Below are 24321 nucleotides of genomic sequence, written 5' to 3'. Positions count from 1 at the left end.
GAAAGGAGTATTGACATTATGGCAATGAGTAAGATTGAACGTATCGACCGGGAAATCCAGAAAACCCGCGAGAAAATCACAGAGTATCAGAACAAGCTGAAAGGACTGGAAGCGCAGAAAACTGAAGCGGAAAACCTTGAAATCGTACAGCTTGTGCGCTCCATGCGCTTAACCCCCGCAGAGCTTAACGCTATGCTGTCCGGCGGCGGGATTCCCGGCATGGCTGCCGCCGTTCCCGAAGAAACCACAGACTATGACGAAGAACAGGAGGACACCGAGAATGAATAAGAAAATCCTTAGAACGCTGACCGCATTTTGCGCCGCCCTTATGCTCATGGGCGGCTTTTCCGTTACTGCTTTTGCACAAACGCCGGAGCAGCCCGCCGCTGACGCGACCAACGACAGCGGCGTTATCTATGAGGAACCCGAAGAAACCGCACCCCTTACGCCGGAGGGGAACGCGACCCTTGTTGACGATTTCGGCGGCAATAAGCAGCTTATCACAGTTACGACCAAAGCCGGGAACTATTTTTATATCCTCATTGACCGGGACGACGAGGGCGAAAACACCGTCCATTTCTTAAATCAAGTGGACGACGCAGACCTTTTCGCGCTCTTGGAGGACGGGGAAAACAGCGAAGCGCAGACCCCCGCTGTCTGCACCTGTACGGAAAAATGCGAAACCGGGAAAATCAATACGTCCTGCCCGGTATGCTCTACCAACATGACCGCTTGCAGCGGCAAAGAAGCCGAGCCGGAGCCGGAAGAACCTACCGAACAGTCGCAGGAAAAAAGCAATACCGGTGGGCTTGTGCTTTTCCTTGTCGTGGCACTTCTTGGCGGCGGGGGCGCGTTCTATTACTTTAAGTTTATGAAACCGAAGCAGAGCGTCAAAGGCGGCACCGACCTTGAGGACTTTGATTTTGAGGACTACGACGAGGACGAGCCGGAGCCGGACGACGCAGACGGGGACGCTTCCGAAGATGATACGGAGGACGAGGACGCATGACCCTGTTTACCGACAATCCCTTTGAAAAGATGATGATACAACGACCATGCGGGCGGCGCGACAATACGCCGCCTGTTTTCAAATCCCCGGCCTGCGCTTCCTGCCCCTATAAAGGGCAAGCCCCTTGTGTGGGCTACTGTCTGAAACAGGTACAGGAGAAACAGGGCGCGGAGCCGGAACGCGGAAAGGAGGAACTTTAATTGATTTTAGTTATCGCTGAAAAGCCGAGCGTGGCGCAGACTATCGCCGCCGCGCTTGGGGCAAAGAAGAAACAGGACGGATATATCGAGGGAAACGGCTACCTCATTTCATGGTGCGTCGGGCATTTGGTACAGCTTGCCGACGCTGCCGCCTATGGGGAGCAGTACAAAAAGTGGAGCTATGACAGCTTGCCGATTTTGCCGCAGAAATGGCAGTATACCGTTTCCGCAGATAAGGGAAAGCAATTCAAAATCCTAAAGGAGCTTATGCACCGCACCGACATTTCCGAAGTCGTCAACGCCTGCGACGCGGGACGTGAGGGAGAACTCATTTTCCGTTTTGTCTATGAAGTCGCCGGGTGCAAGAAGCCTATGCGCCGCTTGTGGATTTCCTCAATGGAAGAAAGCGCAATCAAGGCGGGCTTTGAGAACTTAAAGGACGGGCGGGACTATGACGCGCTCTTTGCGTCTGCCCTCTGCCGCGCAAAGGCTGACTGGATTATCGGCATTAACGCCACCCGCCTTTTCTCCTGCCTGTATAACCGCACCTTGAACGTGGGGCGCGTCCAGACACCGACCTTAAAAATGCTTGTAGACCGGGACGCTGCTATCAGCACTTTCAAGAAAGAAAAATATTACCATGTGCGGCTTGATTTATCCGGCGCAGAAGCCGCAAGCGGGAAGATCTGCGCCGCAGAGGAAGCAAAGGAACTGAAAGCGGCCTGCGAAGCGTCGCGGGCTGTCTGCACTTCCCTTGTGAGGGAAAAGAAAAGCGCAGCCCCGCCGAAGCCCTTTGACCTTACCTCTTTGCAGCGGGAAGCAAACCGTATTTTCGGCTATACCGCGAAGCAGACACTTGACCTGGCGCAAGCCCTGTATGAAAAGAAGCTGCTTACTTATCCGAGGACGGACAGCAGCTATCTGACCGACGACATGGAGGAAACAGCGGCAAAGGTTATCGCCCTGTTATGCGGGACGCTGCCCTTTATGGAGGGCATGAGCTTTTCGCCGGAGATTGCAAGGGTGCTGAACAGCAAAAAGGTATCAGACCACCATGCAATCATTCCTACTATGGAGCTTGCAAAGACCGACCTTGCCGCGCTGCCGGAAAGCGAAAAGAATATCCTTACCCTTGCGGGGGCGCGTCTTTTGTTCGCTACTGCCGCGCCGCACATCTTTGAAACGGTTACGGCGGTTTTCTCCTGCGCCGGAGCCGACTTTACCGCGAGGGGAAAGACGGTGCTTGCGGGCGGTTGGAAAGACCTTGAACGCCGCTACCGGGCAACGCTGAAAAACAAGCCCGAAGCAGACGACGAGGACAGCGCAGACGGAACGCTGCCGGAGCTTGCCGAGGGACAGAGCTTTGATAATCCCGCAGCAAAGGTAACGGAACACGACACAACGCCCCCGAAGCCCCACAATGAAGCGTCTTTGCTTTCGGCTATGGAACGCGCCGGGAATGAGGACACCGACCCGGACGCAGAGCGCAAAGGGCTTGGAACGCCCGCCACCCGCGCCGCTGTCATTGAAAAGTTAGTGAGCAGCGGTTTTGTAGAGCGCAAGGGAAAGCAGCTTATCCCCACAAAAGACGGGAATAACCTTGTGTGCATTTTGCCGGACAATCTTACTTCCCCGAAGCTGACCGCAGAATGGGAAAACAATCTGACGCAGATAGCAAAGGGAGCAGCCGACCCCAACGAATTTTTATCCGGCATTGAAGCTATGGCGCGGGAGCTTGTGAAATCCTATCCATTCCTTTCCGACAGCGACAAGGAGCGTTTCAAAACGGAAAAGCCGGAAATCGGCAAATGCCCCCGCTGCGGTTCCCCCGTCCATGAGGGCAAGAAAAACTACTACTGCTCTAACCGGAACTGCGCTTTTGTCATGTGGAAAAATGACCGTTTTTTTGAGGACAGGAAAGTAGCCTTTTCCCCGAAGATTGCCGCCGCACTTCTGAAATCCGGCAAAGTGAAAGTCAAAGGGCTGTACTCTCCCAAAACAGGTAAAACCTACGACGGAACGGTTATTTTAGCCGATACGGGCGGGAAGTATGTCAACTATAAGATTGAGCTACCGAAGAAGAAATAACTTGAATAGCAAGCATAGGAAGCGGGTACCCACTTCCGTAAATCCCTGTCCTGCCGCTTCACGCGCCGGACGGGGATTTTGCTTGTTGGGAAGTTTCCCAAACCCTCTAAAAATCTTCAAAAATCTTTGGCAAAATGCGCGAGCGCACCGTAGTAGGACTATGTAACCATTACCGCAGCGTCCGCGCTGCCATACGCGAAAGGAGGTTTTACACATGGCAAGTTTACGCGACACCGTAAAGGAATATCAAGAGGAACTTAGGGACGGTATCGCATGGGTGGCGTTCTGGAAAGAGGGGCATTCTTGGAACGCCGAGCATTTTCATCTTGAAGTGGACGGCACCTTAGACCCGTTTGACAGGAGCCGGTTAGAGGAAATCAAAACGGCTGACCCCGCCGCCGTTATCTTGAACGGCTACTACTGCGGGCAGTTGGGCGAGGACGTGAGCCTTGACGAGCTGACCGCCGGAGTGCGCTATCACTATGAAAACAGCAGGAACGATATTGACGGTTTTATCGGGGCGCACGACGACAGGCTTCCCCCGGAGGTTATTGATGAGGCGCGGGCTGCTGCTCATGCCGCCGGGCTTCCCTTTTCCGAAAAGCCCTACCGGGACGGGGAAGAATTTGACCCTTATGTATTTGACGGGAGTATGAGCATTGAAGATTACGAGCTTATGCACCGCATGATTGAACAGGAAAGGAGCGAACAAATGGCAGAACCGATTTTAAGCGGCTATCTTTCCAATCTTGGGAAGTACACCGAGGGCAGACCCGCGGGCGAATGGGTGACATTCCCCACGACTGCCGAACATCTGAAAGAAGTCTTTGACCGTATCGGGATTGACTTCAAGAACTATGAGGAATGGCATTTCACAGAATATCAATCTTCCGTTCCCGGCTTGACGGAACATTTAAGCGAGTATTCCCACCCCGACGAACTGAACTATTTAGGGAAGCTCTTGGAAATGCAGTTTGACGACGACCGGGAGAAATTTATTGCAGCCATTGAATACGGCGACCATACGGACAGCTTGCAGGACATCATCAACCTTGCACAGAACCTTGACTGCTACTGGGGCTATCCGTCCGTCCATAATGAAGAAGAATACGGGCATTATCTGGTTGATGAACTGGAAGAACCCGAATTGCCCGAAGAAGCAAAAAAGTATTTTATGTATGAGGAATACGGGCGGGACGCTTCCATTAACGACGGAGGTATGTTTACCGAACAGGGATATATCTACAATAACCGCAACACCTTTACAGAATGGTATGACGGGCGCGACGTACCGGAGGAATACCGGATAACGCCACAGCCCCCGCAGCCGGAAAGACCCGACCCGTCAAAAGTGGAAATGGACGCAGCCGCGCCGGGAGTGAAAACAGTACAGGCCACAGAGCAGCCGCAGGAGCCGCGCCCGGTTATCCCGATTGTGCTTACCTCTGAAAAGCCCGCCGAGAAATTGAAAGAGATAACCGACCGACTGGAACAGGGCATTGCGGAGCTGTTCGACAGCGAGCGATACAAGGAATATCTGCGCGTCATGTCAAAGTTTCATAATTACAGTTTCAACAATACGCTGCTTATCGCCATGCAGAAGCCGGACGCTTCCCTTGTGGCGGGCTTTTCCGCTTGGAAAAATAACTTTGGGCGAAACGTGATGAAAGGACAAAAGGGTATCAAAATCATTGCCCCATCGCCGTTCAAAATCAAACAGGAAATGGAGAAAATCGACCCGCATACCCAAAAGCCCGTTATCGGCAAAGACGGGAAGCCCGTCACCGAGGAAAAGGAAATCACGATACCCGCCTACAAGGTGGTATCTGTCTTTGACGTTTCCCAGACCGAGGGGCGCGAACTGCCCGACATTGCAGTAGACGAGCTGACGGGTGACGTTGACCGCTACAAGGATTTTTTCGCCGCCCTTGAAAAGACTTCCCCCGTTCCTATCGGCTTTGAGAAAATCGAGGGCGGCGCACATGGCTACTACCACTTGGAGAACAAGCGCATAGCCATTGACGAGGGCATGAGCCAGCTCCAAACCTTAAAGACCGCTATCCACGAAATCGCACACGCAAAGCTGCACGACATTGACCTTAACGCCCCAAAGGACGAGCAGCCCCGCGTTGACAGGCGCACCCGCGAAGTCGAAGCGGAAAGCGTCGCTTATACCGTCTGCCAACACTACGGGCTTGACACGTCGGACTATTCCTTTGGGTACGTCGCCGGGTGGAGCAGCGGGCGCGAGCTTGCCGAACTGAAAAGCTCCCTTGAAACGATCCGCAGCGCAGCCGCCGAGATTATCAATTCCATTGACGCTAATATCGCAGAATTGCAAAAGGCGCAGGATAAGGAGCAGACCGCCGGACAGGAGCAGCCGGAACAGGAAGCAGAAAAAGCCGCCGAGCCGGACAAAGACACCTTTTCCATTTATCAGCTAAAGCGTGGGGACGAAACGCGGGACTTCCGCTTTGAGCCTTACGACCGCCTGCAGGCGGCGGGGCTTAGTGTGGAAGCGGCGAACTATGACCTTATCTACACCGCACCCCTCACGCCGGATATGACCCTTGAAAGCATTTGGGAGAAATTCAATATCGACCACCCCAAAGACTTTAAGGGACACAGCCTTTCCGTTTCCGACGTGGTAGTGCTTCATCAGAACGGACAGGACACCGCCCACTATGTAGACAGCTTCGGCTATAAGAATGTGCCGGAGTTTTTACAGGAGCAAAAACAGCTTACCCCCGACGAGTTGGAAACAGGCGAAACAATCAAAACGCCGCGAGGTACTTTCTATGTAACCGATATGAGCCACGAACAAATGGAAGCCGCCGGATATGGCTTTCATCATCAATCCGATGACGGAAAATATTTCATCATGGGGAATGGAACGCGGGCGTTTGCCATTGCCGCAGAGCCGCCGGAAAACTACTTAAAAACAGCCGAGCAGACCACAGAACAGAATTACAACATGATTGACGGACAGATAAATAACACCCCGACGGTTGACGAACTGGAAGCAAAGGTTAAAGCAGGAGAAACTATTTCCCTTGTTGACCTGGCTAACGCGGTCAAAGCCGATAAGGAGCGTGGCAAGGCAAAGCCGGAAAAGAAGCCCTCTATCCGGGCGCAGCTTCTGGCAGATAAGGAAAAGGCACAGAAGAAACCCGCAAAGCAGAAGTCACAGGACTTGGAAAGGAGCTGAACGATTGGAGAAATTGAAAAAATTTGAAGATGTGGACGTTATCGCTTCCCTTGAAGCGATTATGAAGCAAAACACCGCTTTTTATCAGAGCGACTTTGATATAGATAAACGGATTTTACTGGAAGCGGCGGCAAGACCCGTCGCCGAGGATAAACGGCTCTTGTGGTTCTCCCGCCCGTCCGGGACTTGCTGCGTCCGGGAACGCGACGTTTTCCTAAAGGACACAAGGCAGCACAATACATGGAGATTCTACGGCGAACAGACCCGTGACAAAATCCTTGCCTATGCGGTGGAACTGACAGGCACAGAGCGCGGAAAGCTCAAAGGCAACCTCTATGAACTTGACTACCCGCAGCATTTCCGGGATGTAGCCGAAAAATCCATACTCGCCGACAACTATACTTTGATTTATGAGCATGGGGAACGCTCACAGCCCGCCGGACAGTATTTTGACGGGAACCCAGACCCGCAGCTTGGGAAGTTTGAACGCTTTGAAGCACAGCCCAACGACCTGGAAGCACTGAAAGCCTTGTTGCGGGAGCAGCAGCACAGCCGCAAGCAGCACAGGCCGGGGGACTTCAAGGAGCATATCGCCGCGTTGCATGACTGCCGGATTGAAACGGAAGCCCACCGCGTGGTGGAGGAAATGAAGAAATTCGATAAGCCGAACAGCCCGGACAAAAGCCATTTTTCCGCAGAGCTTTCCCCGTATTTTCTCCGGCTTGCAACGGATAAGGACATGGATCGCCTGTTTTCCATGCTGCCGTATAAGAGCCTTTCGTTCTCCGCTATGGAGGGCAAGCATGGCGTGTATGCGCTGATAAGCAAAGACGAGAACAGGGACAGGAGCATAAAGAAGCCCCGCCCCTCTCTTCGGGCGCAGCTTGAAGCAGACAAAGCAAAGACCACCCCGAAAAAGGCGGCGGCAAAATCGAAAAATCATGAAATGGAGGTATGAGCATGAATAGATTTACCGTTGAGGAAACAAACCTTATGAGCATTTACAGCGAGGGCGGCAAGCGTGAGGTTATGGAAAACATCAACGCCGCCATGCCGTATATGGACGGAGATATGCGGGAATTGGCAAAGCGCACCCTTTCCAAAGTGGACGGGCTGACGGAAAACGAGTATGCGGAGCTTGCTATTTTCGCCGCTGATGAAGTATGACCGGGCTAAAGCGGCTTTCGCCGCCCCAAAGCCGGAAAGTCAACAGCCTTGTAAAACGGGAATGCTGCAACTGCGATAGCGGAAACTGCATTTTGCTTGACGACGGAGAGGAATGTGTCTGCCCGCAGCTTATTTCCTATTCGCTTCTTTGCAAATGGTTTCTGACTGCTGTACTTCCCATTGATAAGCTGCTCTACGCGGAGCTTTTCAAGACCGAGGATAAAAAGCGTTGTACCGAGTGCGGCGCGTTCTTTGCTTCAAAGTCGAACAGCGTCAAATACTGCCCGGACTGCCGGAAACGCATTACCCGTAGACAGGCAGCCGAGCGCATGAGAAAAAAGCGTACTCTTGTTACGCAGTAAGGGCAAAAACAGCCTGGATTTATATGGTTTTCCGAGCGTGAAAACCACTTAGGCGATACTTGATACCTTTTCCCCTTAAAATGGCGTTCTATTGCGTAACATTTCAAAACAGCACCCATAAGAAAACCGGGGCGCAGATAGTCTTTACCGACTGTCTGCGTCCCGGCTTTTTGTTGTTATAGGAGTTAAGTATTATAGTGTTTGTCAATCACTCTAAACAGTTTATATGCGCCATGTCCAATTAGATAACAAGCAATACCAAAAATAAGGACTTTCCACCAAACAAATCCTATAAGCAATGGTGGACCCAAAAGCAAACCAATGGTAATAAGTACTATCCAAACAATTCCTTTTACCATGTACTTCATTATTTCCCTCCTGTATTTAGAAATGCATATTATCTGTAGCATTATACACATTCCAATATGCTCTTAAACAAACATTACATTGTGTACCAACTTGGGTAAGCAATACTGCCGCTGTACCTGTAGCGCCTGTCGCTGCTACGATTGCTGTAATCGCTCCCGGTGTTAAAATTCCACCACTTGCAACTGCCATACCAGAAATAAAGCCTGCTGCGGCACTTGTGACTAAAGCGACACCGTAGCTTGAAACTGCTTGCCATTCCTTGTCATTTAATGAGTTGACAGCATTAAACCAGCTATCTAACTGACTGCTATTCGAGGAATTTTCGTACACCATAAAATAATTTTGTCCAGAGCCAGTTTCTTTAGGGCGTTCTAAATTCCATTCATTTGGACTTCCAGTATAAATATCATACTCGTAATTACAAAAAGTATCTTGATGAATTTTTGAACGAGCACTTACGAGTGAATTTTCAGTTATCTCCGTAGATTCTACAGTGCCATACTCAACAAGACCAGTATTATTATCTTTTTGAGCAACACAAATTGAATTGTTTACTGTATCATATGTAACAATATATGTCAATTCACCATCATTAAGAGAAACTGTTCTTGTTCCATTTTCTTCAACAATTTGCAGTTCATCTGTTGTACCGCTTTCTGCTGCAAAAGCTACTGTATTTAACGAGAAAAGCATAGAGAGTGCCAAAAGAATACTTATAATTTTTTTCATAGTAATACGTCCTTTCTTTAACTGTCCATAAATTTGTTCCCAAAAAAATAAAGCGCATAATCCAATAATAATTTCTCTGGATTATGCGCTATACTTACGGTTTTAATTCTTTGCCTCTAAAACTGAAAGTGGCGGCAACTCGATTTGCGCATAAAATCACATGACGGATATAATACTTTAATCATCGTTTACCACCTCTCTCAATTCGTTTTCTAAATCTTATTTGTATGTACTCACAGTATACACTATATGAACTAATAAATCAATATCAGAAATATCTTATGATTGTGCAAAACATAATTTATCCGCGCTCTGTTTCCTTGCCCCGTTCCGGCTCTCTGTCCTGTCTTAAAATACTGTCAATGTTCTGCTTGATAACGTCGTATTCCCGGACTTGCTTTTTGAGCTTGCCATAGTCGGCGTAAAGGGCTTCTTTCTGCGCTTGGAGGGCTTCATACTCTGATTGCAGCGCAGCGAGGTTGGGGAACTTGGTAACGCCCGCCGCTTTCATAGCCCTTGCAGCGGCTTCATGGAGGATAATATCGCGCTCATGTGCGGCGCGGTATTTCTCTTTATTCTTTGCCTTACGGTATGCGTCATAAACAGGTTTTGTCTTTTGGTAGGTGGAAATATTCTTGATAAAGACCGCCATATCCGTAAGACGCTTTTCGACGTTCTTCAATGCGTCTGCGGCCTGTTCGCTCTCTGTCTGGATTTCCGCTATCCTTGCCGTTAAATCCGCATACTGTTCAATCTTATGTTCCGTCAAGAAATTCATGGTCTTAGCTGCCTGTTTCAGATTATGGATTTTCGCCCATTGTTCATAACCTTTGCTCTGCGCTGCTTTGATACTGTTCTCAATATCAATAAGCAGACTGACGCCGCCCCGATCTGCGCGTGGAGCTTTCCCGGCGCGGGCGCGTTTGCCGCTTATCCGTTCCCTTATGGCTTCCTCTGTATAATCTGCGCCGAGGGTTTTAAGGCGGGTAAACCGTTCCTGCCCCGGAGCGCGGCACGATACATATTTCCCCGGTTTTATCTCATAGCCCGCTGCTTGCAGCCGTTGTAGTAGTTCCTCAAAACTTGATACTTGGGGAATGAGTGCGTCAACGGCGATTTTCAGCTTGCCTTTCCAACTGGTTCCCGTTTTCTCTGCCTGATACTCTGCATAGCTCTTTCCCTTACTCCCTTTGCCGGGAACGACAACAGACAATCCATTTTCCCGGCACAGCTTGTCGCTCATGTTCCGTATGCCGTAATAGCTGCGCTTATTGGAATTGTATTTGTGGTGGTCTACGAAATTGACCGCGCAGAAAATAATGTGGTTATGAACGTGTCCTTTGTCAATGTGCGTCGTCAAGACATATTCATGCTGCCCTTTGGTTACTGCGTCGGCAAGCTGCCGCCCGATTTTGTGGGCGGTTTCATAATCCACTTCCCCCGGCTCAAAGGACTGTATCAAATGAAAGGCTAAATTGTTGCCCTTTTGGAGAGCTTGCGACAGGGTATATTCAAACTCAATGTCTGCCGTTTCATAGGCGCAGCCGAAAGAGGACACAAGCATTTTCCCGTCCGTCTTATCTGGATTTTGGATATAGTCAAGGGCTTTGCTCAACGTGCTTTTAACAGGCTTAATCTTTGTAACCGCCATATCTCCGCAAGCACCCCCTTTATTTCCTCTATGTCCTCTTGGTAGACGCTGCCCGTCGCGTTGACACGCTTTGCAATCTGATTGACGTTGACACCGATTTTCTGTATTTCCGCTGTCATTGCCTTAATGTCGCTATGGTCTACTTGAATGATGTACCCGTCAATGGCAATCTTCCTAAGATATGCCGCCATGTTCCGGGTGGGTATGAGCTTCATTTTTTCAAGAATTAAATCCCGTTCTGCTTCCGTTACTCTGAATTTGATTTGTACCGTCCTTTTGCGCCCGTCCATGCTTTCGCTCCTTTCCGTTCCGAGGGTTTGGGACACTTCCCAACAAGCAATTTTCAACCGACGCGCCGCAGCGCAGGAGGGCGAAAATACGGAAGTGGGTACCCGCTTCCTATGCTTGCTATGAAAGTTTTTCCTTATTCCCTACTACAACGGAAAGCCCCGTTTTGCCAAACTTACGCAAAAGAAAAACGCTGCAATCTCAAAAAGATTACAACGCTTCCTAAGCCTATTCAGTTTTCGTTTTCGACTTCTGCAATTTCTTTCGCTGTTGCGGTAACAATCCGTATGCCCTTATCGCTCATGCTGTCAAGCAGCGTGTCGAGCTGCCGCCTTTGCGTCGATTTTTCCGCTGTCTTATCCGGGAAAAAGAATTGGTCTACGGATATGTCATAACGGGTTACAAGCTCATAAAAGATTTGCAGGCTTGGCTGTTGCCCTTTGTTTTCAATATTCGCAAGGTAGCGAGGGGAAATGTTCATTTCGTCGCTTACTTTCTTGCGGCTTTCATTTCTGCCTGTCCGCGCTGCTTTTATGGCTTGCCCGAAAGCTGCAAAGTCATACAAAGGTACTGGTCTTTTTGCCATAATAATTCACCCAACTACATTTTACTGTTCCTTTCTTTGCTTGGATATGCTTACACAGTACCTACTATTAGCCAAAATAATTCATATTATTGCCGGATAAAAACATATTGACAAATTTCAATTTGTGTATATAATAGTTTATAGAAGCACGTCAACAGGAGGTGAGATTATGGAACTTGATGAAAAAAAAATACCAACGATTTTCAAAGCATTTTGTGATGAAAACCGTGTTAAAATTTTGAAACTATTGCTTACAGGAGAGAAGTGTGCTTGTGTACTATTAGATGATATGCACATTACGCAACCAACGCTTTCCCACCACATGAAAATACTTTGTGATTCTGGTATAGTGATAGGACGCAAAGAGGGGAAATGGATGCACTACTCTATTTCAGAGAATGGCGTGCAGTATGCAATAGATTGTCTACAAGCGCTTATGATTACAAGTGCAGCATTTGAAAATAAGTCGTGTTGTGATAGGTAAGTTTACTTACTTTTCCGCACGACTTATCAAAACATCAACATATAGACAAATTTCAATATTTCTATTTCAAGGAGGCTATTTATGGATATGCTAAAAACAGGTTGGAACTTCTTTCAAAATGAAGTTTTAGGTATGGCATGGCTTAATCGTCTAATAGGTAATTTAATTAACGCTTGCGGATTAGACGCAACGAGCAAAATCGGTGGTAGTATTCAATTTTTTGTTTACGACACAATCAAAATCATGGTGTTGTTAGGGGTTCTGATTTTAATTATTTCATATATTCAAAGCTATTTCCCGCCGGAACGGACAAAGAAAATTCTTGGAAGGTTTCATGGTATCGGCGCAAATATAATTTCTGCGCTCCTTGGTACGGTAACGCCTTTTTGTTCTTGTTCTTCCATTCCTCTGTTTATCGGTTTTACAAGTGCAGGTCTGCCGCTTGGAGTTACTTTTTCTTTCCTGATTTCTTCTCCAATGGTTGACCTCGGTTCGCTTGTTCTGCTAATGAGTATATTTGGGTGGAAGATAGCCGTTGCTTATGTCGTGCTTGGGCTTGTGATAGCCGTTGCAGGTGGTACATTGATTGAAAAACTACATCTTGAAAGCTACGTTGAGGATTTTATAAGGGGTGGAAACAGTCTTGATGTTCCGCAGGAAGAACTACACTTCAAAGACCGTATCAAATACGCATGGGAGCAGGTTTTAGCAACAGCAAAAAAGGTTGCCCCCTATGTACTGATTGGCGTAGGTATCGGTGCATTTATCCATGATTGGATACCCGAAGATTTTATTGTCAAAGTGCTTGGTACGGGTAATCCCTTTGGCGTAATCCTTGCGACGATTGCGGGCGTTCCCATGTATGCGGATATTTTCGGCACAATTCCGATTGCAGAAGCCCTACTTGCAAAGGGCGCACAGCTTGGCGTTGTCCTGTCCTTTATGATGGGCGTTACCACGCTTTCGCTCCCGTCCGTAATCATGTTGCGAAAGGCAGTTAAGCCGAAGTTGCTCGGTATCTTCATTGCAATTTGTACCATAGGAATTATTCTTATAGGCTATTTTTTCAATGCAATTTCTTACTTGTTAATATAAGCGAATATAAAATTTTTTGGAGGTAATTATTATGACATTATTTGGTTTTGGAAAGAAGAAAGAAAAAGAAATAAACGCTCCTGTTTGTACTTGCAATGGTAACTGTTCCGTGTCTGAAACAGTTGAACCGGAAAATTTGAATAACTGTTGTCAAGACATACAAGGCAGAATTTGCTGTATCAAGGTATTAGGTTCAGGGTGTTGTCATGCTCTTTATGAGAACACACAATCCGCCGTTAAAGCAATGGGGATTTCCGTAGAAGTAGAATATATTACGGACTTGAAAAAGGTTATGGAATATGGCGTTATGAGTGTACCTGCTCTTGTTGTCAACAACAAAGTAGTATCTACGGGGAAAGTGCTGAAAACAGAAAACGTGCAAAAACTGTTACAAAAAATCGTTTCCGAAAAATAAATTTAATATCAAATTTACGCCTTATTATCAATAATTCAAATAGCGATTTAATGCTATGTAAAACAACAAAACTGCCGAATGTAGGCAGATAAAACGGCGGTTTTGAAATATTTACTCAAAACCGCCGTTTTCTTTTTGAAAAATAAGATAACGGGGGGTGTATTAAAGTCGCCCTTTTTTGAGGATACGGCGGTATCAAGGAGGTATCGCCATGTCCTTTTTCTATATCGCCATATCTTTTAGCTTATCAAAAAAAGCCCGACCGCCGCCGGGAACACTTCTACCCTCATATATGAACTGTCAAATCATCTAAATACCGCTTACAATTCCTTTGCGCTTGTCTGCATCTTGCAGACAGGCGCATTTTGCATTTTCGGGAGGTTTTTTCAAAAAAGTTTCGCTTTCATTCGGCGTTTGGGAAATGCCCGTTATCTTAGGCGGGCTTTACGGTATGCGCCGTTCTGAAATCCTGGGCTTGCGTTGGCGCAATGTGGATTTGGAAAACAACACCTTTGACGTTTCCGAGCAGCTACCCTTTAAGGTACCGCCAAAAACAAAAGTCATTGAGGAAATGGCACCGCCGAAATCCAACGGGCGAAAGCTGCCTATCACAGAGCTTGCCCGCCCGTTCTTTCTCAAACAGTTTGCTATGCAGGAAGCGCAGCGCGAACAGGCAGAAAAGGACGGAAAGCCTTACTATGACAATGACCTTGTTGTAGCGAAGCCGGACGGTTCCCCTATCTCCGCGTCGTGGGTATCTTCCCAGTTTGGAAAGCTGCTTGAAGATTTGGATATGCCGCATATCCGCTTTCACGATTTGCGCCATACAGCAGCTACAAATATGCACCAACTGACAGGCGACTTCTACACCGTAGGCGAAGTGTTAGGACATACACTTGCGGGTATCGGCGTATCGCTTGGGCTGTCTATGAACTTTGAAGCTGTTACCGCCCGTTATGTGGACGTGCGGCTTGAACGCAAAAAAGAAGTCTTAGACGCTTATCATGGGGCGGTCAAACAGGCAGACCCGGCAAAGGCAGAGAAAGCCGAGCCGAAGAAAGCAAAGAGCGCGGCAAAGAAAAAGAGCAGCGATTTAGAGCTTTAACCGCTGTATCTCTTTACCGCTTCTTATACCGTTTTATAGCCCCGCGTGGGATTTGGGCACCATTTGGGCACCATTTACCGAAAAAGCACCACTAACACAGGCGATAAAAGAAACGCCGAGAACGCGCAAAAACATAGAGTTTATGCGGGTTTCCGGCGTTTTCTAATCCCTCAACCGACCTAAAATCATCTTGCGGCAGAGAGAAAAATTCTACTATTTTTTATTTTATATTCGGCCAATGCTTCCGACGGAGCAGCTATCTCCAGCCGGTCAGCATTGGCACCGGATACTTCTGTGGTCAATGTCTTCGGCGGAGCGATGATTTTCAGCCTGACGGCATTGACACCGTACAGCATAGATGCTGATGTTAGACCATCTTCTCCGGCCGTACCGCCTCGTCATACTCGCTCTCCGACAGGAAGCCAAGGGCGAGCACCGCTTCCTTCAGGGTCGTGTTTTCCTCGAAAGCCTTGTGCGCGCAGGCAGCCGCGTTCTCGTAGCCGATGACCGGGCTCAGACAGGTCACGAGCATGAGGGAGTTGCGGAGATTTTCATTCATTTTTTCCTTCTTCGCCTTGATGCCGCGGACGCAGTGGAGCTCGAAGGAGACCATGCCGTCGCTTAGGAGGCGGATGGACTGCATCATATTGTAGGCGAGCACCGGCATGAAGACATTGAGCTCGAAGTTACCCTGGGATGCGCCGATACCGATCGTGCTGTCGTTGCCCATCACCTGGATCGCGATCATCGTGATCGCCTCGCACTGGGTCGGGTTGACCTTACCCGGCATGATGGAGCTGCCCGGCTCGTTTTCCGGGATGGAGATTTCGCCGAGACCGCAGCGCGGGCCGTTCGCGAGCCAGCGGATGTCGTTCGCGATCTTCATGAGGTTTGCAGCGAGGCCCTTCAGTGCGCCGCTCGTGAAGACGTAGCCGTCCTTCGAGGTGAGCGCGTGGTACTTGTTGCTGCTCGGCGTGAAGGTCTGTCCGCTGAGGCGCGAGATTTCTTCACAGCAGGCCGTGTCGAAGCCCGCCGGGCAGTTAAGACCGGTGCCGACCGCGGTACCACCGATGGCGAGCTTCCGAAGATGATCGGAGGCCTCGAGGATCTGTGCTCTCGACTCCTCGAGCATGCCGCGCCAGCCGGAGATTTCCTGACTGAAACGGATCGGAACGGCATCCTGCAGATGCGTGCGGCCAATCTTCAGCACATCATGATTCTCCTCCTCGAGACGCTTCATCGTCGCGATCAGCGTGTCGATCGCCGGGATGAGCTGCGCGTGAATCGCAAGCACCGCGGCCATGTTCATCGCTGTCGGGAAGGTGTCGTTCGAGGACTGGGACATATTGACATGATCGTTCGGATGGATCTTCAGCTCCGGATGATCATGCATCGCGATATGTGCGATGACCTCGTTCATATTCATGTTCGACTGCGTGCCGGAACCGGTCTGCCATACCTTCAGCGGAAACTCCTTCGGGTACTTGCCGTCACAGATATCGCGGCAGGCATCCGTGATGGCCTGCGCCTCTGCCTCTGGAAGCTTGCCGAGGGCGTGGTTCGCGGTCGCCGCGGCGGACTTCAGCACCGCGAAGGCGTGAATCACCTCGCGTGGGATCGTCTCCGTGCCGATGCGGAAATTCTCCAGCGAACGCTCGGTCTGCGCACCCCAGAAATGCTCTGCCGGCACACAGACCTCACCCATAGTGTCATGTTCGATACGATATTCCATGTATTTCCCTCACTTATATACTTAAATCTCTGTTCATTATAATCCCCGGAAGGCTGCGAGGCAACGGCGATTCCGGCGTCCGGGTGATTTCGAATCACCAGCGGGTAACCGTTCAGACCGGGGCCCTTTCATCTTTACACCATCTTAATACCATCCTTTATTCCCTTATCCCTCCTTTAACTCCTGCCTGTTATCATAGGTGCAATTCTGAGAAAGGGAGAATTTCTATGACTGAAGAACAGCTTCGGCGGATGCATCGTCTTTCGTCGTTTCAGATTATCACCGGGGGCTTCGCCTGCGTCATCCTCGTGGGTGCGCTGCTCCTGATGCTGCCGATTTCGTCGGCGGGCGGCCTCTGGACGCCGTTCCACGAGACGCTGTTCACGGCGACCTCGGCGGTGTGCGTAACCGGCCTCGTCGTGCAGGACACCGGCACCTACTGGTCGAGCTTCGGCCAGGCGATCATCCTCATGCTGATCCAGATCGGCGGACTCGGCATCATCACGGTCGCCGCCGCCTTCGCTCTTCTGTCCGGTCATAAAATCTCGCTCATGCAGCGCAGCACCATGCAGGACGCCATCTCGGCTCCGAAGGTCGGCGGCATCGTCCGGCTCACGCGCTTCATCCTGTGCGGCACCTTCCTCATCGAGCTCCTCGGCGCACTTGCCCTGCTCCCGGCCTTCTGCCGCGACTACGGACTCCTCGGTATCTGGTACGCCGTCTTCCACTCGATCTCGGCCTTCTGCAACGCCGGCTTCGACCTGCTCGGCCGTCCCGGAAATCTCTATCCGTCGCTGACCGCCTACACCGCGGATCCCGTCGTTAACATCACCATCATGCTCCTCATCGTGATCGGCGGCATCGGCTTCCTGACCTGGGAGGATATCTGCACGAACCGGCTCTGCTTCCGACGCTACCGTATGCAGAGTAAGGTGATCCTTGTGACCACCCTCGCGCTGATCGTGCTTCCGGCAGCGCTGTTTTTCGCCAATGACTACAGCGGTCTTCCGCTCGGTGAGCGTCTGCTCGCCGCCACGTTCCAGTCGGTGACGCCCCGTACCGCCGGCTTCAATACCACCGATCTCACGAAGCTCTCGGGCGCTTCCCGTGGTGTCATGATTCTTCTCATGCTGATCGGTGGTTCACCAGGATCCACGGCCGGTGGTATGAAGACCACCACCTTCACGGTGATGATGGCGAACGCCATCGCGACCTTCCGTCAACGTGAGAGCGTGCAGCTTTACGGACGACGCGTCGACTGCTGTACCGTGCGAACCGCCGCAACGATCATGATGATGTACCTCACGCTCTTCTTCGGAGGCGCCCTCGTCATCAGCATCTATGAGGGGCTGCCTTTTTCCAGCTGCCTCTTCGAGACCGCTTCCGCCGTCGCAACCGTCGGACTGACCCTCGGCCTCACACCACATTTACACATTCTGTCGCAGCTGATCCTCATCGTGCTCATGTACATGGGCCGTGTCGGAGGCCTCACCCTCATCTACGCGACCGTTTCGAGCCGAAAGACCATCGTCGCCAGACTGCCACAGGAGCAGATCACCGTCGGATAAAAAATCCAAGCGTTCAGCTAAGGGCACCCGGAGAGACGGCACCGGAGGCAACGTAATACGAGACCGGGGAAACCTGAGCCGGGGACCCGGATATGAACTCAAAAATAAAGGAGTAAACTACTATGAAGAATATTTTATTAATTGGTGCAGGGCGTTTCGGTCGTCATCTCGCGATACAGATGATGCAGCTCGGTCATCAGATCATGGCCGTGGACATCTCGGAGGAGCGCATCAACTCAGTGCTTCCGTATGTCACCACTGCGCAGATCGGTGACAGCACGAACGCGGATTTCCTCCGCTCCCTCGGCATCGGTAACTACGATGTCTGCTTCGTCACCATCAGCGGCAGCTTCCAGAACTCGCTGGAAACCACCTCGCTTCTGAAGGAGCTCGGCGCGAAGTGCGTGGTCTCCCGTGCAGAGCGTGACGTTCAGGCGAAGTTCCTGCTTCGTAACGGTGCTGATCAGGTCGTCTATCCGGAGAAGCAGCTCGCACAGTGGGCCGCCATCCGTTATACTGCTGACCACATCTTCGATTACATCGAAATCGATAAGCAGCATGTCATCTTCGAAGTCCCGATCCCGAAGAACTGGCTCGGAAAAAGTATCGGTGAGCTCAATATCCGAAAGCTCTACGGCATCAACATCCTCGGCGTGAAATCGCACGGTGAAACGAATGTCACGGTCACCCCGGATATCATCCTCACGGACGACGTTACGATTCTCGTCATCGGCGAGTACAAGGCACTGCAGAAGTGCTTCCAGCTCTAGGAGGTGCGCCATGGATGTCGATGGGATCCTTCTGATCATCGCCCTGCTTCTCTTCTTCCGCTTCGGGATCTACCTCGTAGCCGAGGAGGACCGCGTGGTACGCTACCTCCGAAAGCATGGCCGTAAGCCATAATATCTGTGCCTTTAAGGCATCGCTTCTGTTCAGACGTATCTTGGTGGGCAGCAGCCGAGTCACGTCTGAACACTAACCAGGCATCACAAGTCCGATCAGGGCAACATGGGAAGTCGAACCTCAGGTCCGGCTTCTTTATGTTATAATGGCTTTTGAAACATATAGGATAGCTTCTTTCCGAGATGCTATTCGCAGCATGAAAATCTGGGAACAGCCCATAGAGAACAAACGTAAAAGATCATCGTATGGCAAAAGCAGAAACAAAATCCAGTAACCCATCAAATGAACATATCCTCGTCTGCCTCTCCCCCTCGCCGTCGAACGAGCGCATCGTCCGCATGGCAGGACAGATGGCGCAGGCCTTCGGGGGCACACTGACCGCACTTTACGTACAAACGCCGGGGAACCAGGCGCTGAGCAGCGAGGATGAGGCGCGTCTCCAGACGCACGTCCGCCTCGCGACGGAGCTCGGCGCGGAAATCGTCACCACCCACGGCGACGACGTCCCGACACAGATCGCCGAGTACGCGCGCGTCTCCGGCATCACGAAGATCGTCCTCGGCCGCAGCGGCGCGGAACGCCGGCACTTCTGGAGCCAGCCGTCCCTGACCGAACGCCTCACCGAGCTCGCGCCCACCGTCGAGATCCACATCATCCCGGATGCAGAAGTCGTCCGCCATACACAGCGGCCAATGCTGGCGATCGCACCGTCGATACCCACCCTGCGGGATCTCGTTCTCACGCTCGTCATTCAGGCAGCGGCCACCATCATTGGCTTCCTCTTCTTCCGCCTGCACTACACAGACGCGAACATCATCACGATCTATCTCCTCGGCGTACTGCTGACCTCCGTCAGCACAAACGGCTACACCTGCGGACTGCTGGCGTCGGTCCTCAGTGTCTTTCTCTTCAACTATTTCCTGACCGAGCCGCGGCTCACGCTCGTCGCCTACGGGAAGGACTACCCGGTGACCTTCGCCGTCATGCTCGGCGCATCCATCCTCGCCGGCACCCTCGCCGCGAAGCTGAAGGCCCATGCCGAGCTGTCCGCGCGGGATGCCTATCGTACGAAAACCCTCTTCGACGCGAACCAGCAGCTGCAGAAGGCCGAAACGCCGACCGACATCTACCGCACGACCGCGACGCAGATTCAGCGTCTCGTGCAGCGCGATATCCTGGTCTATCCTGCGATGCAGCTGGATGTCCCATACGGACAGACCACCGGTACAGCGACTGCTATGCAAGCAGCGGATGCCGCCACGCCATCACCGTATGCTCCGGCATCTGCTGCTTCGATCACAGGCACCAGCCCATCTGGTGGTGTCGCCTCGTCCCGTTTCTGGGATGGCTACCTCTTCCCTGCGAATGGCGGTGCGCCACGCAGTATCCCGGAGAATGCCTGTGAGCCAGAGGTCGTCGACTGGGTCTTTCAGCATCGGAAGCGTGCGGGTGCGAGCACCGAGAAGTTTCAGAACGCACACTGCCTCTACCTTTCGATCCGCACCGGCCAGCAGGTCTACGGCGTGGTCGGCGTGCCCTGCTCAGCGAAGGCTCCTCTCGACGCCTTCACTTCCAGCATCCTCCTCTCCATCCTCGGTGAGTGTGCCCTCGCGCTTGAGAGCCTTCACAACGCTGAGGAGCGCGAGAAGGCCGCCGTACTCGCGAAGAACGAGCAGCTGCGGGCGAACCTGCTTCGCTCCATCTCGCACGATCTTCGAACGCCGCTCACTTCGATTTCGGGCAATGCAGACGCCCTGCTCCACAGCTACCAGGCGCTCGACGACGACAGCCGGACACAGATGATCACGGATATCTACGATGATGCGCAGTGGCTGACGGAGCTCGTGGAGAATCTCCTGGCGGTCACGAAGATCTCGGATGGCAGCGTGAAGCTGCAGCTCTCCGACCAGGTCGTGGATGACATCGTGGCGGAGGCACTCCGGCACATCGACCGCCACGCGACGGAACACCACATCACGAGCGACTGCGGTGAGCTGCCGCTCCTCGTACGGGCAGATGCGCGCCTCATCATGCAGCTTCTCATCAACCTCGTGAACAACGCGATCAAATACACCCCGGCAGGATCACATATCGAGATCCACGCCTTCCGTGAAGCGGAGCATGCGGTGATCGAGGTCTCCGACGACGGCCCGGGTATCCCGGATGCGCAGAAGGCGCAGGTCTTCGAGATGTTCTATACCGGGAGCAAGCGCGTGGCAGACAGCCGCCGAAGCCTCGGCCTCGGGCTCTCCCTCTGCCGCTCCATCGTGCATGCACACGACGGCGAGCTCTCGCTCCGCGATCATCAGCCACACGGCTGCGTCTTTTCCTTTACATTGCCGCTCAGTGAGATTAATCTCAATATGTAAACATGAACAAGCCAGTGAAGAGGCGACCACTCGCAGGCCTGACGATGATGTACATCCCTAGGCATTGGCCTCACTCGTGTATATAGAAACCCGAATGATATGAGGTGAATAGAATGAATAAAGCACTGATCCTCGTGGTGGAGGACGATACGCCGGTCCGGAATCTCATCACCACCACGCTGAAAACCCATGATTATAAATATCTTTCCGCACCGGATGGCACGAGCGCCATCCTCGAGGCGTCGTCTCATAATCCGGACATCGTGCTGCTCGATCTCGGGCTGCCGGACATCGACGGCGTAGAGGTCATCCGGAAGATCCGCACCTGGTCGAACATGCCGATCATCGTCATCAGCGCACGCACCGAGGACAGCGATAAGATCGAGGCTCTCGACGCCGGTGCCGACGACTACCTGACGAAGCCCTTCTCCGTCGAGGAGCTCCTGGCACGCCTCCGTGCGACGCAGCGCCGCCTCGGCTTGATGAAGTCCGAATCCGGACAGGAATCTCCGATCTTCACAAACGGCGAGCTGAAGATCGACTACGCCGCCGGCTGCGCCTATATGCAGGGCGAGGAGCTGCACCTCACCCCGATCGAGTTCAAGCTCCTCTGTCTCCTCTCCCGGAACGTCGGGAAGGTCCTCACCCACACCTACATCACCAAGCAGATCTGGGGAAGCAGCTGGGATAACGACGTCGCCTCCCTCCGCGTCTTCATGGCGACCCTTCGCAAGAAGCTCGAGCGCGGCGAAAACGCCCAGCCGTACATTCAGACGCACATCGGCATCGGCTACCGCATGCTGAAGGTCGAGTAAAAAAAGCTTTCCGGTTGCCCGGAAAGCTTTTTCTGTCTTCTGCGAAGCCGTACGGGGTCAGACCCCCGCGTGGCGTCATCAATCTCCTTACGCTATTCATAAGGGAGTCTGACCCCCATCAGCAGATTTATCCATCCGCTTCCATCTTCAACGGTGCGCCGCAGTGCGGGCAGGTGCCGATCGTACCGGCGTAGTAGGTACAGCCACAGTAGTCACACTTCAGCATCTTCGGCTTACCATCGATCTTATAGGTCCGGATGCCCTTCTTCTGACCATCCAGATAGTTCGCACGGACCGCGATGGCCGTACCGACGAAGGCACCCACGAGGATCAGACCGAAGAAGAACTCAGCGAAGCCGCCGCCCAGGTTCTCCATATCGACCGTGAAACCCTTCGCCTCGTAATACGCGAGATAATCATCGAAGGTCGTCGCCATCGCGTCGCCGACATTATCCCCGTTCGCACGGGCGAGGTTCTTCTGAAGCAGATCGATGAGCTGATCCTCATCCTTCTTCTTCGCCGTCTTTCCGAGATCATCACCCCACATCGTATGGTAGTGGAACTCGTTGAAGCCGGTCTCCGGATTCTCCGCACCGTAGCCGTAGGTGATCAGCACGTGGTACTCATCATCGAAGTTGTAGATGTACTCGTTGTACGCGAAGCTCTCCATATCATCGTAGTCCAGCTCCCAGGCGGCATCGTTCGTAAACTCAACGGCCGGGATGATACCGGTGTGATCCCGGAACGCGCTGAGACTCTGATCGAGCCGGTCCAGCTCTGCATCCGTCAGATGCCCGTAGTCGTCCTGGATGAAGATCGACTGATCCACGTACCCCGGCACAACGGTTTTCTTATACCCGATGGAGAACGCGGAAAACATCGTGACGAGACCGAGCAGCATGATCGCAATCCCCGGGATACCCGCGATGATTGCAAATACGACCGAACGGATATACTGCCCCTTTGTCGTCTCCTCGTGATAATTCGGCTCATCGGTATAGACGACCTTCGGCTCATTCATCCGATTATAGATGACGAACGCCCGACCGCCGGTGAACGGCGTACTGGAATGTCGGTAGCTCTTCGCACTGCCACCGGATCCGCCACTGGAGCCTCCTGAATAACTGCTTCCACCTGAATGACTGCCGCCCCCTCCTGAATGTGGCATGGTGCACCTCCTTCTCAAAACGCATCAAAGGATGCGAGTATTCCGAACCATCATAGATACTATTATTTTAACCTGTTCGACCCGTGTTTCGCAATACAAAAGGGGCTGCGGTCTGCATCAAGGGCCCAAAATCGACTTCATCGCGATCTTCCATTTTCCTGCATTGACACCGGATATGAAATGACGATAATTACGGATGTAAAACGTGAATGATTTATCAAAAATAAATGGGGGTATTCTTATGTTACCATCCAGCGTGGATTTACTTGCATTTATGGGTCAGAGCAACATGGCGGGCCGTGGTGTCGCGGCACAGGCGCCAGCCGTCCCGGAGGGTCACGGTTATGAGTTCCGTGCCATCACGGCACCGGATCGTCTCTCACCGCTCGTGGAGCCGTTCGGCCAGTATGAGGATAAACCAGATGGCATCTACGAGCCGGGCATGAAGTCCGGCTCCATGGTGTCTTCGTTCGTCAATGCTTACTACGCGAAGACAAGTACCCCGGTCGTCGGTGTATCGGCAGCGAAGGGTGGCTCTGCCATCGCGGAGTGGCTGCCGGAGGGCACGTACTACCGGGATGCGGTCGAGCGTGTACAGCGCTGTGAGCTCTGGCTTTCTGCACGCGGTGTAAACATAGCGCATCGGAATATGGTCTGGTGTCAGGGCTGCACGGATGGTGATCTGCATACCGATCCGCAGCTCTACTATGAGCGCACGAAGCTGGTGCTGACCTCCTTCATGCGGGACTGTGACCTCGCGTACTGCTTCCTGATCCGCATCGGAAATCACCGGGACGATCCGGCGCTCTATGTACCGATTCAGAAGATGCAGGAGAAGCTCGCCGCGGATGTACCGAACATCGTCCTCGTGAGCCAGTGTCTCGCTTCCTTCGCCGCAAAGGGCCTCATGAAGGACGAATTCCACTACCTGCAGGAGGGCTACAACCTCGTCGGCGAGGAAGCCGGCAAGGCCAGCGGCGCATTCGTTCGCACAGAACACTGACGACAGG

General features: G+C 51.9%; 26 protein-coding genes. 18 read left to right on the top strand and 8 right to left on the bottom strand.

From position 1 onward, the window contains the following. The first annotated feature begins 18 nt into the window (after positions 1–18). From ACK8P7_RS00485 to ACK8P7_RS00450, 8 genes are all read left to right on the top strand, one after another. Positions 19–288 carry a DUF4315 family protein gene (locus tag ACK8P7_RS00485; protein WP_070470223.1) on the top strand — a complete coding sequence of 90 codons (270 nt, stop codon included), beginning with the start codon at positions 19–21 and terminating at the stop codon, positions 286–288. After that, positions 281–1009 (top strand): DUF4366 domain-containing protein, encoded by a 729-nt coding sequence (locus ACK8P7_RS00480; protein WP_070470222.1) that lies wholly within the window; start codon positions 281–283, stop codon positions 1007–1009. Before ACK8P7_RS00485 ends, ACK8P7_RS00480 begins: the two co-directional genes overlap by 8 nt. Further along, positions 1006–1209, top strand: coding sequence for a hypothetical protein (locus ACK8P7_RS00475; RefSeq protein WP_070470217.1), 204 nt, complete (start codon positions 1006–1008; stop codon positions 1207–1209). The genes ACK8P7_RS00480 and ACK8P7_RS00475 overlap by 4 nt, the downstream gene beginning before the upstream one ends. Further along, positions 1210–3297, top strand: a complete 2088-nt coding sequence (locus ACK8P7_RS00470; RefSeq protein ID WP_070470214.1) for a DNA topoisomerase 3 — start codon at positions 1210–1212, stop codon at positions 3295–3297. Between the two features lie 214 nt (positions 3298–3511). Further along, on the top strand, positions 3512–6505 hold the full coding sequence (locus tag ACK8P7_RS00465; RefSeq protein WP_070470211.1) for an antirestriction protein ArdA: 2994 nt from the start codon (positions 3512–3514) through the stop codon (positions 6503–6505). A gap of 4 nt (positions 6506–6509) precedes the next feature. Further along, a complete protein-coding gene (locus tag ACK8P7_RS00460) occupies positions 6510–7463 on the top strand; it encodes a hypothetical protein (protein ID WP_070470208.1) in 954 nt (317 codons plus the stop codon). Positions 7464–7465: 2 nt separating this feature from the next. After that, complete coding sequence (locus ACK8P7_RS00455) at positions 7466–7672, top strand: transposon-transfer assisting family protein (protein ID WP_033120026.1); 207 nt, start codon at positions 7466–7468, stop codon at positions 7670–7672. After that, complete coding sequence (locus ACK8P7_RS00450) at positions 7669–8034, top strand: cysteine-rich VLP domain-containing protein (RefSeq protein WP_033120025.1); 366 nt, start codon at positions 7669–7671, stop codon at positions 8032–8034. The genes ACK8P7_RS00455 and ACK8P7_RS00450 overlap by 4 nt, the downstream gene beginning before the upstream one ends. A 185-nt stretch (positions 8035–8219) precedes the next feature. Here ACK8P7_RS00450 and ACK8P7_RS00445 read toward each other — a convergent pair whose 3' ends face one another. The 5 genes from ACK8P7_RS00445 to ACK8P7_RS00425 form a co-directional block, all read right to left on the bottom strand. Beyond that, positions 8220–8402, bottom strand: coding sequence for a hypothetical protein (locus ACK8P7_RS00445; RefSeq protein ID WP_033120024.1), 183 nt, complete (start codon positions 8400–8402; stop codon positions 8220–8222). A gap of 16 nt (positions 8403–8418) precedes the next feature. Beyond that, positions 8419–9132: a geobacillin-26 family protein gene (locus tag ACK8P7_RS00440; RefSeq protein ID WP_410042271.1), complete on the bottom strand. Its 714-nt coding sequence runs from the start codon at positions 9130–9132 to the stop codon at positions 8419–8421. Between the two features lie 301 nt (positions 9133–9433). After that, positions 9434–10783: a relaxase/mobilization nuclease domain-containing protein gene (locus ACK8P7_RS00435; protein ID WP_070470199.1), complete on the bottom strand. Its 1350-nt coding sequence runs from the start codon at positions 10781–10783 to the stop codon at positions 9434–9436. Next, positions 10744–11073 carry a plasmid mobilization protein gene (locus ACK8P7_RS00430; RefSeq protein WP_033120022.1) on the bottom strand — a complete coding sequence of 110 codons (330 nt, stop codon included), beginning with the start codon at positions 11071–11073 and terminating at the stop codon, positions 10744–10746. Before ACK8P7_RS00430 ends, ACK8P7_RS00435 begins: the two co-directional genes overlap by 40 nt. Positions 11074–11303: 230 nt before the next feature. Then, positions 11304–11657, bottom strand: a complete 354-nt coding sequence (locus ACK8P7_RS00425; RefSeq protein ID WP_070470197.1) for a helix-turn-helix transcriptional regulator — start codon at positions 11655–11657, stop codon at positions 11304–11306. 169 nt (positions 11658–11826) lie between these two features. Between ACK8P7_RS00425 and ACK8P7_RS00420 the strand changes: the two genes are divergently transcribed. The 4 genes from ACK8P7_RS00420 (at position 11827) to xerC (ending at position 14756) form a co-directional block, all read left to right on the top strand. Next, positions 11827–12141 carry an ArsR/SmtB family transcription factor gene (locus tag ACK8P7_RS00420; RefSeq protein WP_070470194.1) on the top strand — a complete coding sequence of 105 codons (315 nt, stop codon included), beginning with the start codon at positions 11827–11829 and terminating at the stop codon, positions 12139–12141. Between the two features lie 81 nt (positions 12142–12222). Next, positions 12223–13236, top strand: a complete 1014-nt coding sequence (locus ACK8P7_RS00415) for a permease (RefSeq protein WP_070470191.1) — start codon at positions 12223–12225, stop codon at positions 13234–13236. Positions 13237–13267: 31 nt separating this feature from the next. Then, complete coding sequence (locus ACK8P7_RS00410) at positions 13268–13651, top strand: thioredoxin family protein (RefSeq protein WP_070470188.1); 384 nt, start codon at positions 13268–13270, stop codon at positions 13649–13651. A 451-nt stretch (positions 13652–14102) separates the two neighbouring features. Next, positions 14103–14756, top strand: coding sequence for a tyrosine recombinase XerC (gene xerC / locus ACK8P7_RS00405; RefSeq protein WP_410042270.1), 654 nt, complete (start codon positions 14103–14105; stop codon positions 14754–14756). Positions 14757–14941: 185 nt separating this feature from the next. Here xerC and ACK8P7_RS00400 read toward each other — a convergent pair whose 3' ends face one another. Continuing rightward, entirely contained in the window at positions 14942–15112 is a 171-nt protein-coding gene (locus ACK8P7_RS00400; protein ID WP_410042269.1) for a hypothetical protein, read from the bottom strand. Between the two features lie 11 nt (positions 15113–15123). Beyond that, positions 15124–16488: a class II fumarate hydratase gene (gene fumC, locus ACK8P7_RS00395; RefSeq protein WP_410042268.1), complete on the bottom strand. Its 1365-nt coding sequence runs from the start codon at positions 16486–16488 to the stop codon at positions 15124–15126. Positions 16489–16715: 227 nt separating this feature from the next. On the opposite strand from fumC, the gene ACK8P7_RS00390 reads away from it, so the two are divergent. The 5 genes from ACK8P7_RS00390 to ACK8P7_RS00370 all read left to right on the top strand — a co-directional run bounded on the left by ACK8P7_RS00390 (position 16716) and on the right by ACK8P7_RS00370 (position 22143). Beyond that, positions 16716–18056: a TrkH family potassium uptake protein gene (locus tag ACK8P7_RS00390; RefSeq protein ID WP_410042267.1), complete on the top strand. Its 1341-nt coding sequence runs from the start codon at positions 16716–16718 to the stop codon at positions 18054–18056. Positions 18057–18178: 122 nt separating this feature from the next. Next, complete coding sequence (locus tag ACK8P7_RS00385) at positions 18179–18826, top strand: potassium channel family protein (protein WP_410042266.1); 648 nt, start codon at positions 18179–18181, stop codon at positions 18824–18826. 10 nt (positions 18827–18836) lie between these two features. Continuing rightward, positions 18837–18959: a hypothetical protein gene (locus ACK8P7_RS00380; RefSeq protein WP_410042265.1), complete on the top strand. Its 123-nt coding sequence runs from the start codon at positions 18837–18839 to the stop codon at positions 18957–18959. 245 nt (positions 18960–19204) lie between these two features. Then, a complete protein-coding gene (locus ACK8P7_RS00375) occupies positions 19205–21328 on the top strand; it encodes a DUF4118 domain-containing protein (RefSeq protein ID WP_410042264.1) in 2124 nt (707 codons plus the stop codon). A 113-nt stretch (positions 21329–21441) separates the two neighbouring features. Next, positions 21442–22143 carry a response regulator gene (locus ACK8P7_RS00370; RefSeq protein ID WP_410042263.1) on the top strand — a complete coding sequence of 234 codons (702 nt, stop codon included), beginning with the start codon at positions 21442–21444 and terminating at the stop codon, positions 22141–22143. A gap of 127 nt (positions 22144–22270) precedes the next feature. Here ACK8P7_RS00370 and ACK8P7_RS00365 read toward each other — a convergent pair whose 3' ends face one another. Continuing rightward, positions 22271–23311, bottom strand: coding sequence for a hypothetical protein (locus ACK8P7_RS00365; protein WP_410042262.1), 1041 nt, complete (start codon positions 23309–23311; stop codon positions 22271–22273). 241 nt (positions 23312–23552) lie between these two features. Between ACK8P7_RS00365 and ACK8P7_RS00360 the strand changes: the two genes are divergently transcribed. Then, positions 23553–24314 (top strand): sialate O-acetylesterase, encoded by a 762-nt coding sequence (locus tag ACK8P7_RS00360; protein WP_410042261.1) that lies wholly within the window; start codon positions 23553–23555, stop codon positions 24312–24314. The last annotated feature ends 7 nt before the right edge of the window (positions 24315–24321 follow it).

The sequence above is a fragment of the Oribacterium sp. P9 genome (genome assembly GCF_046365365.1).
Taxonomy (GTDB): Bacteria; Bacillota; Clostridia; order Lachnospirales; family Lachnospiraceae; genus Oribacterium.
Note: the sequence above shows the minus strand (reverse complement) of the source record. Positions and strands in the feature narration are given on the sequence as shown.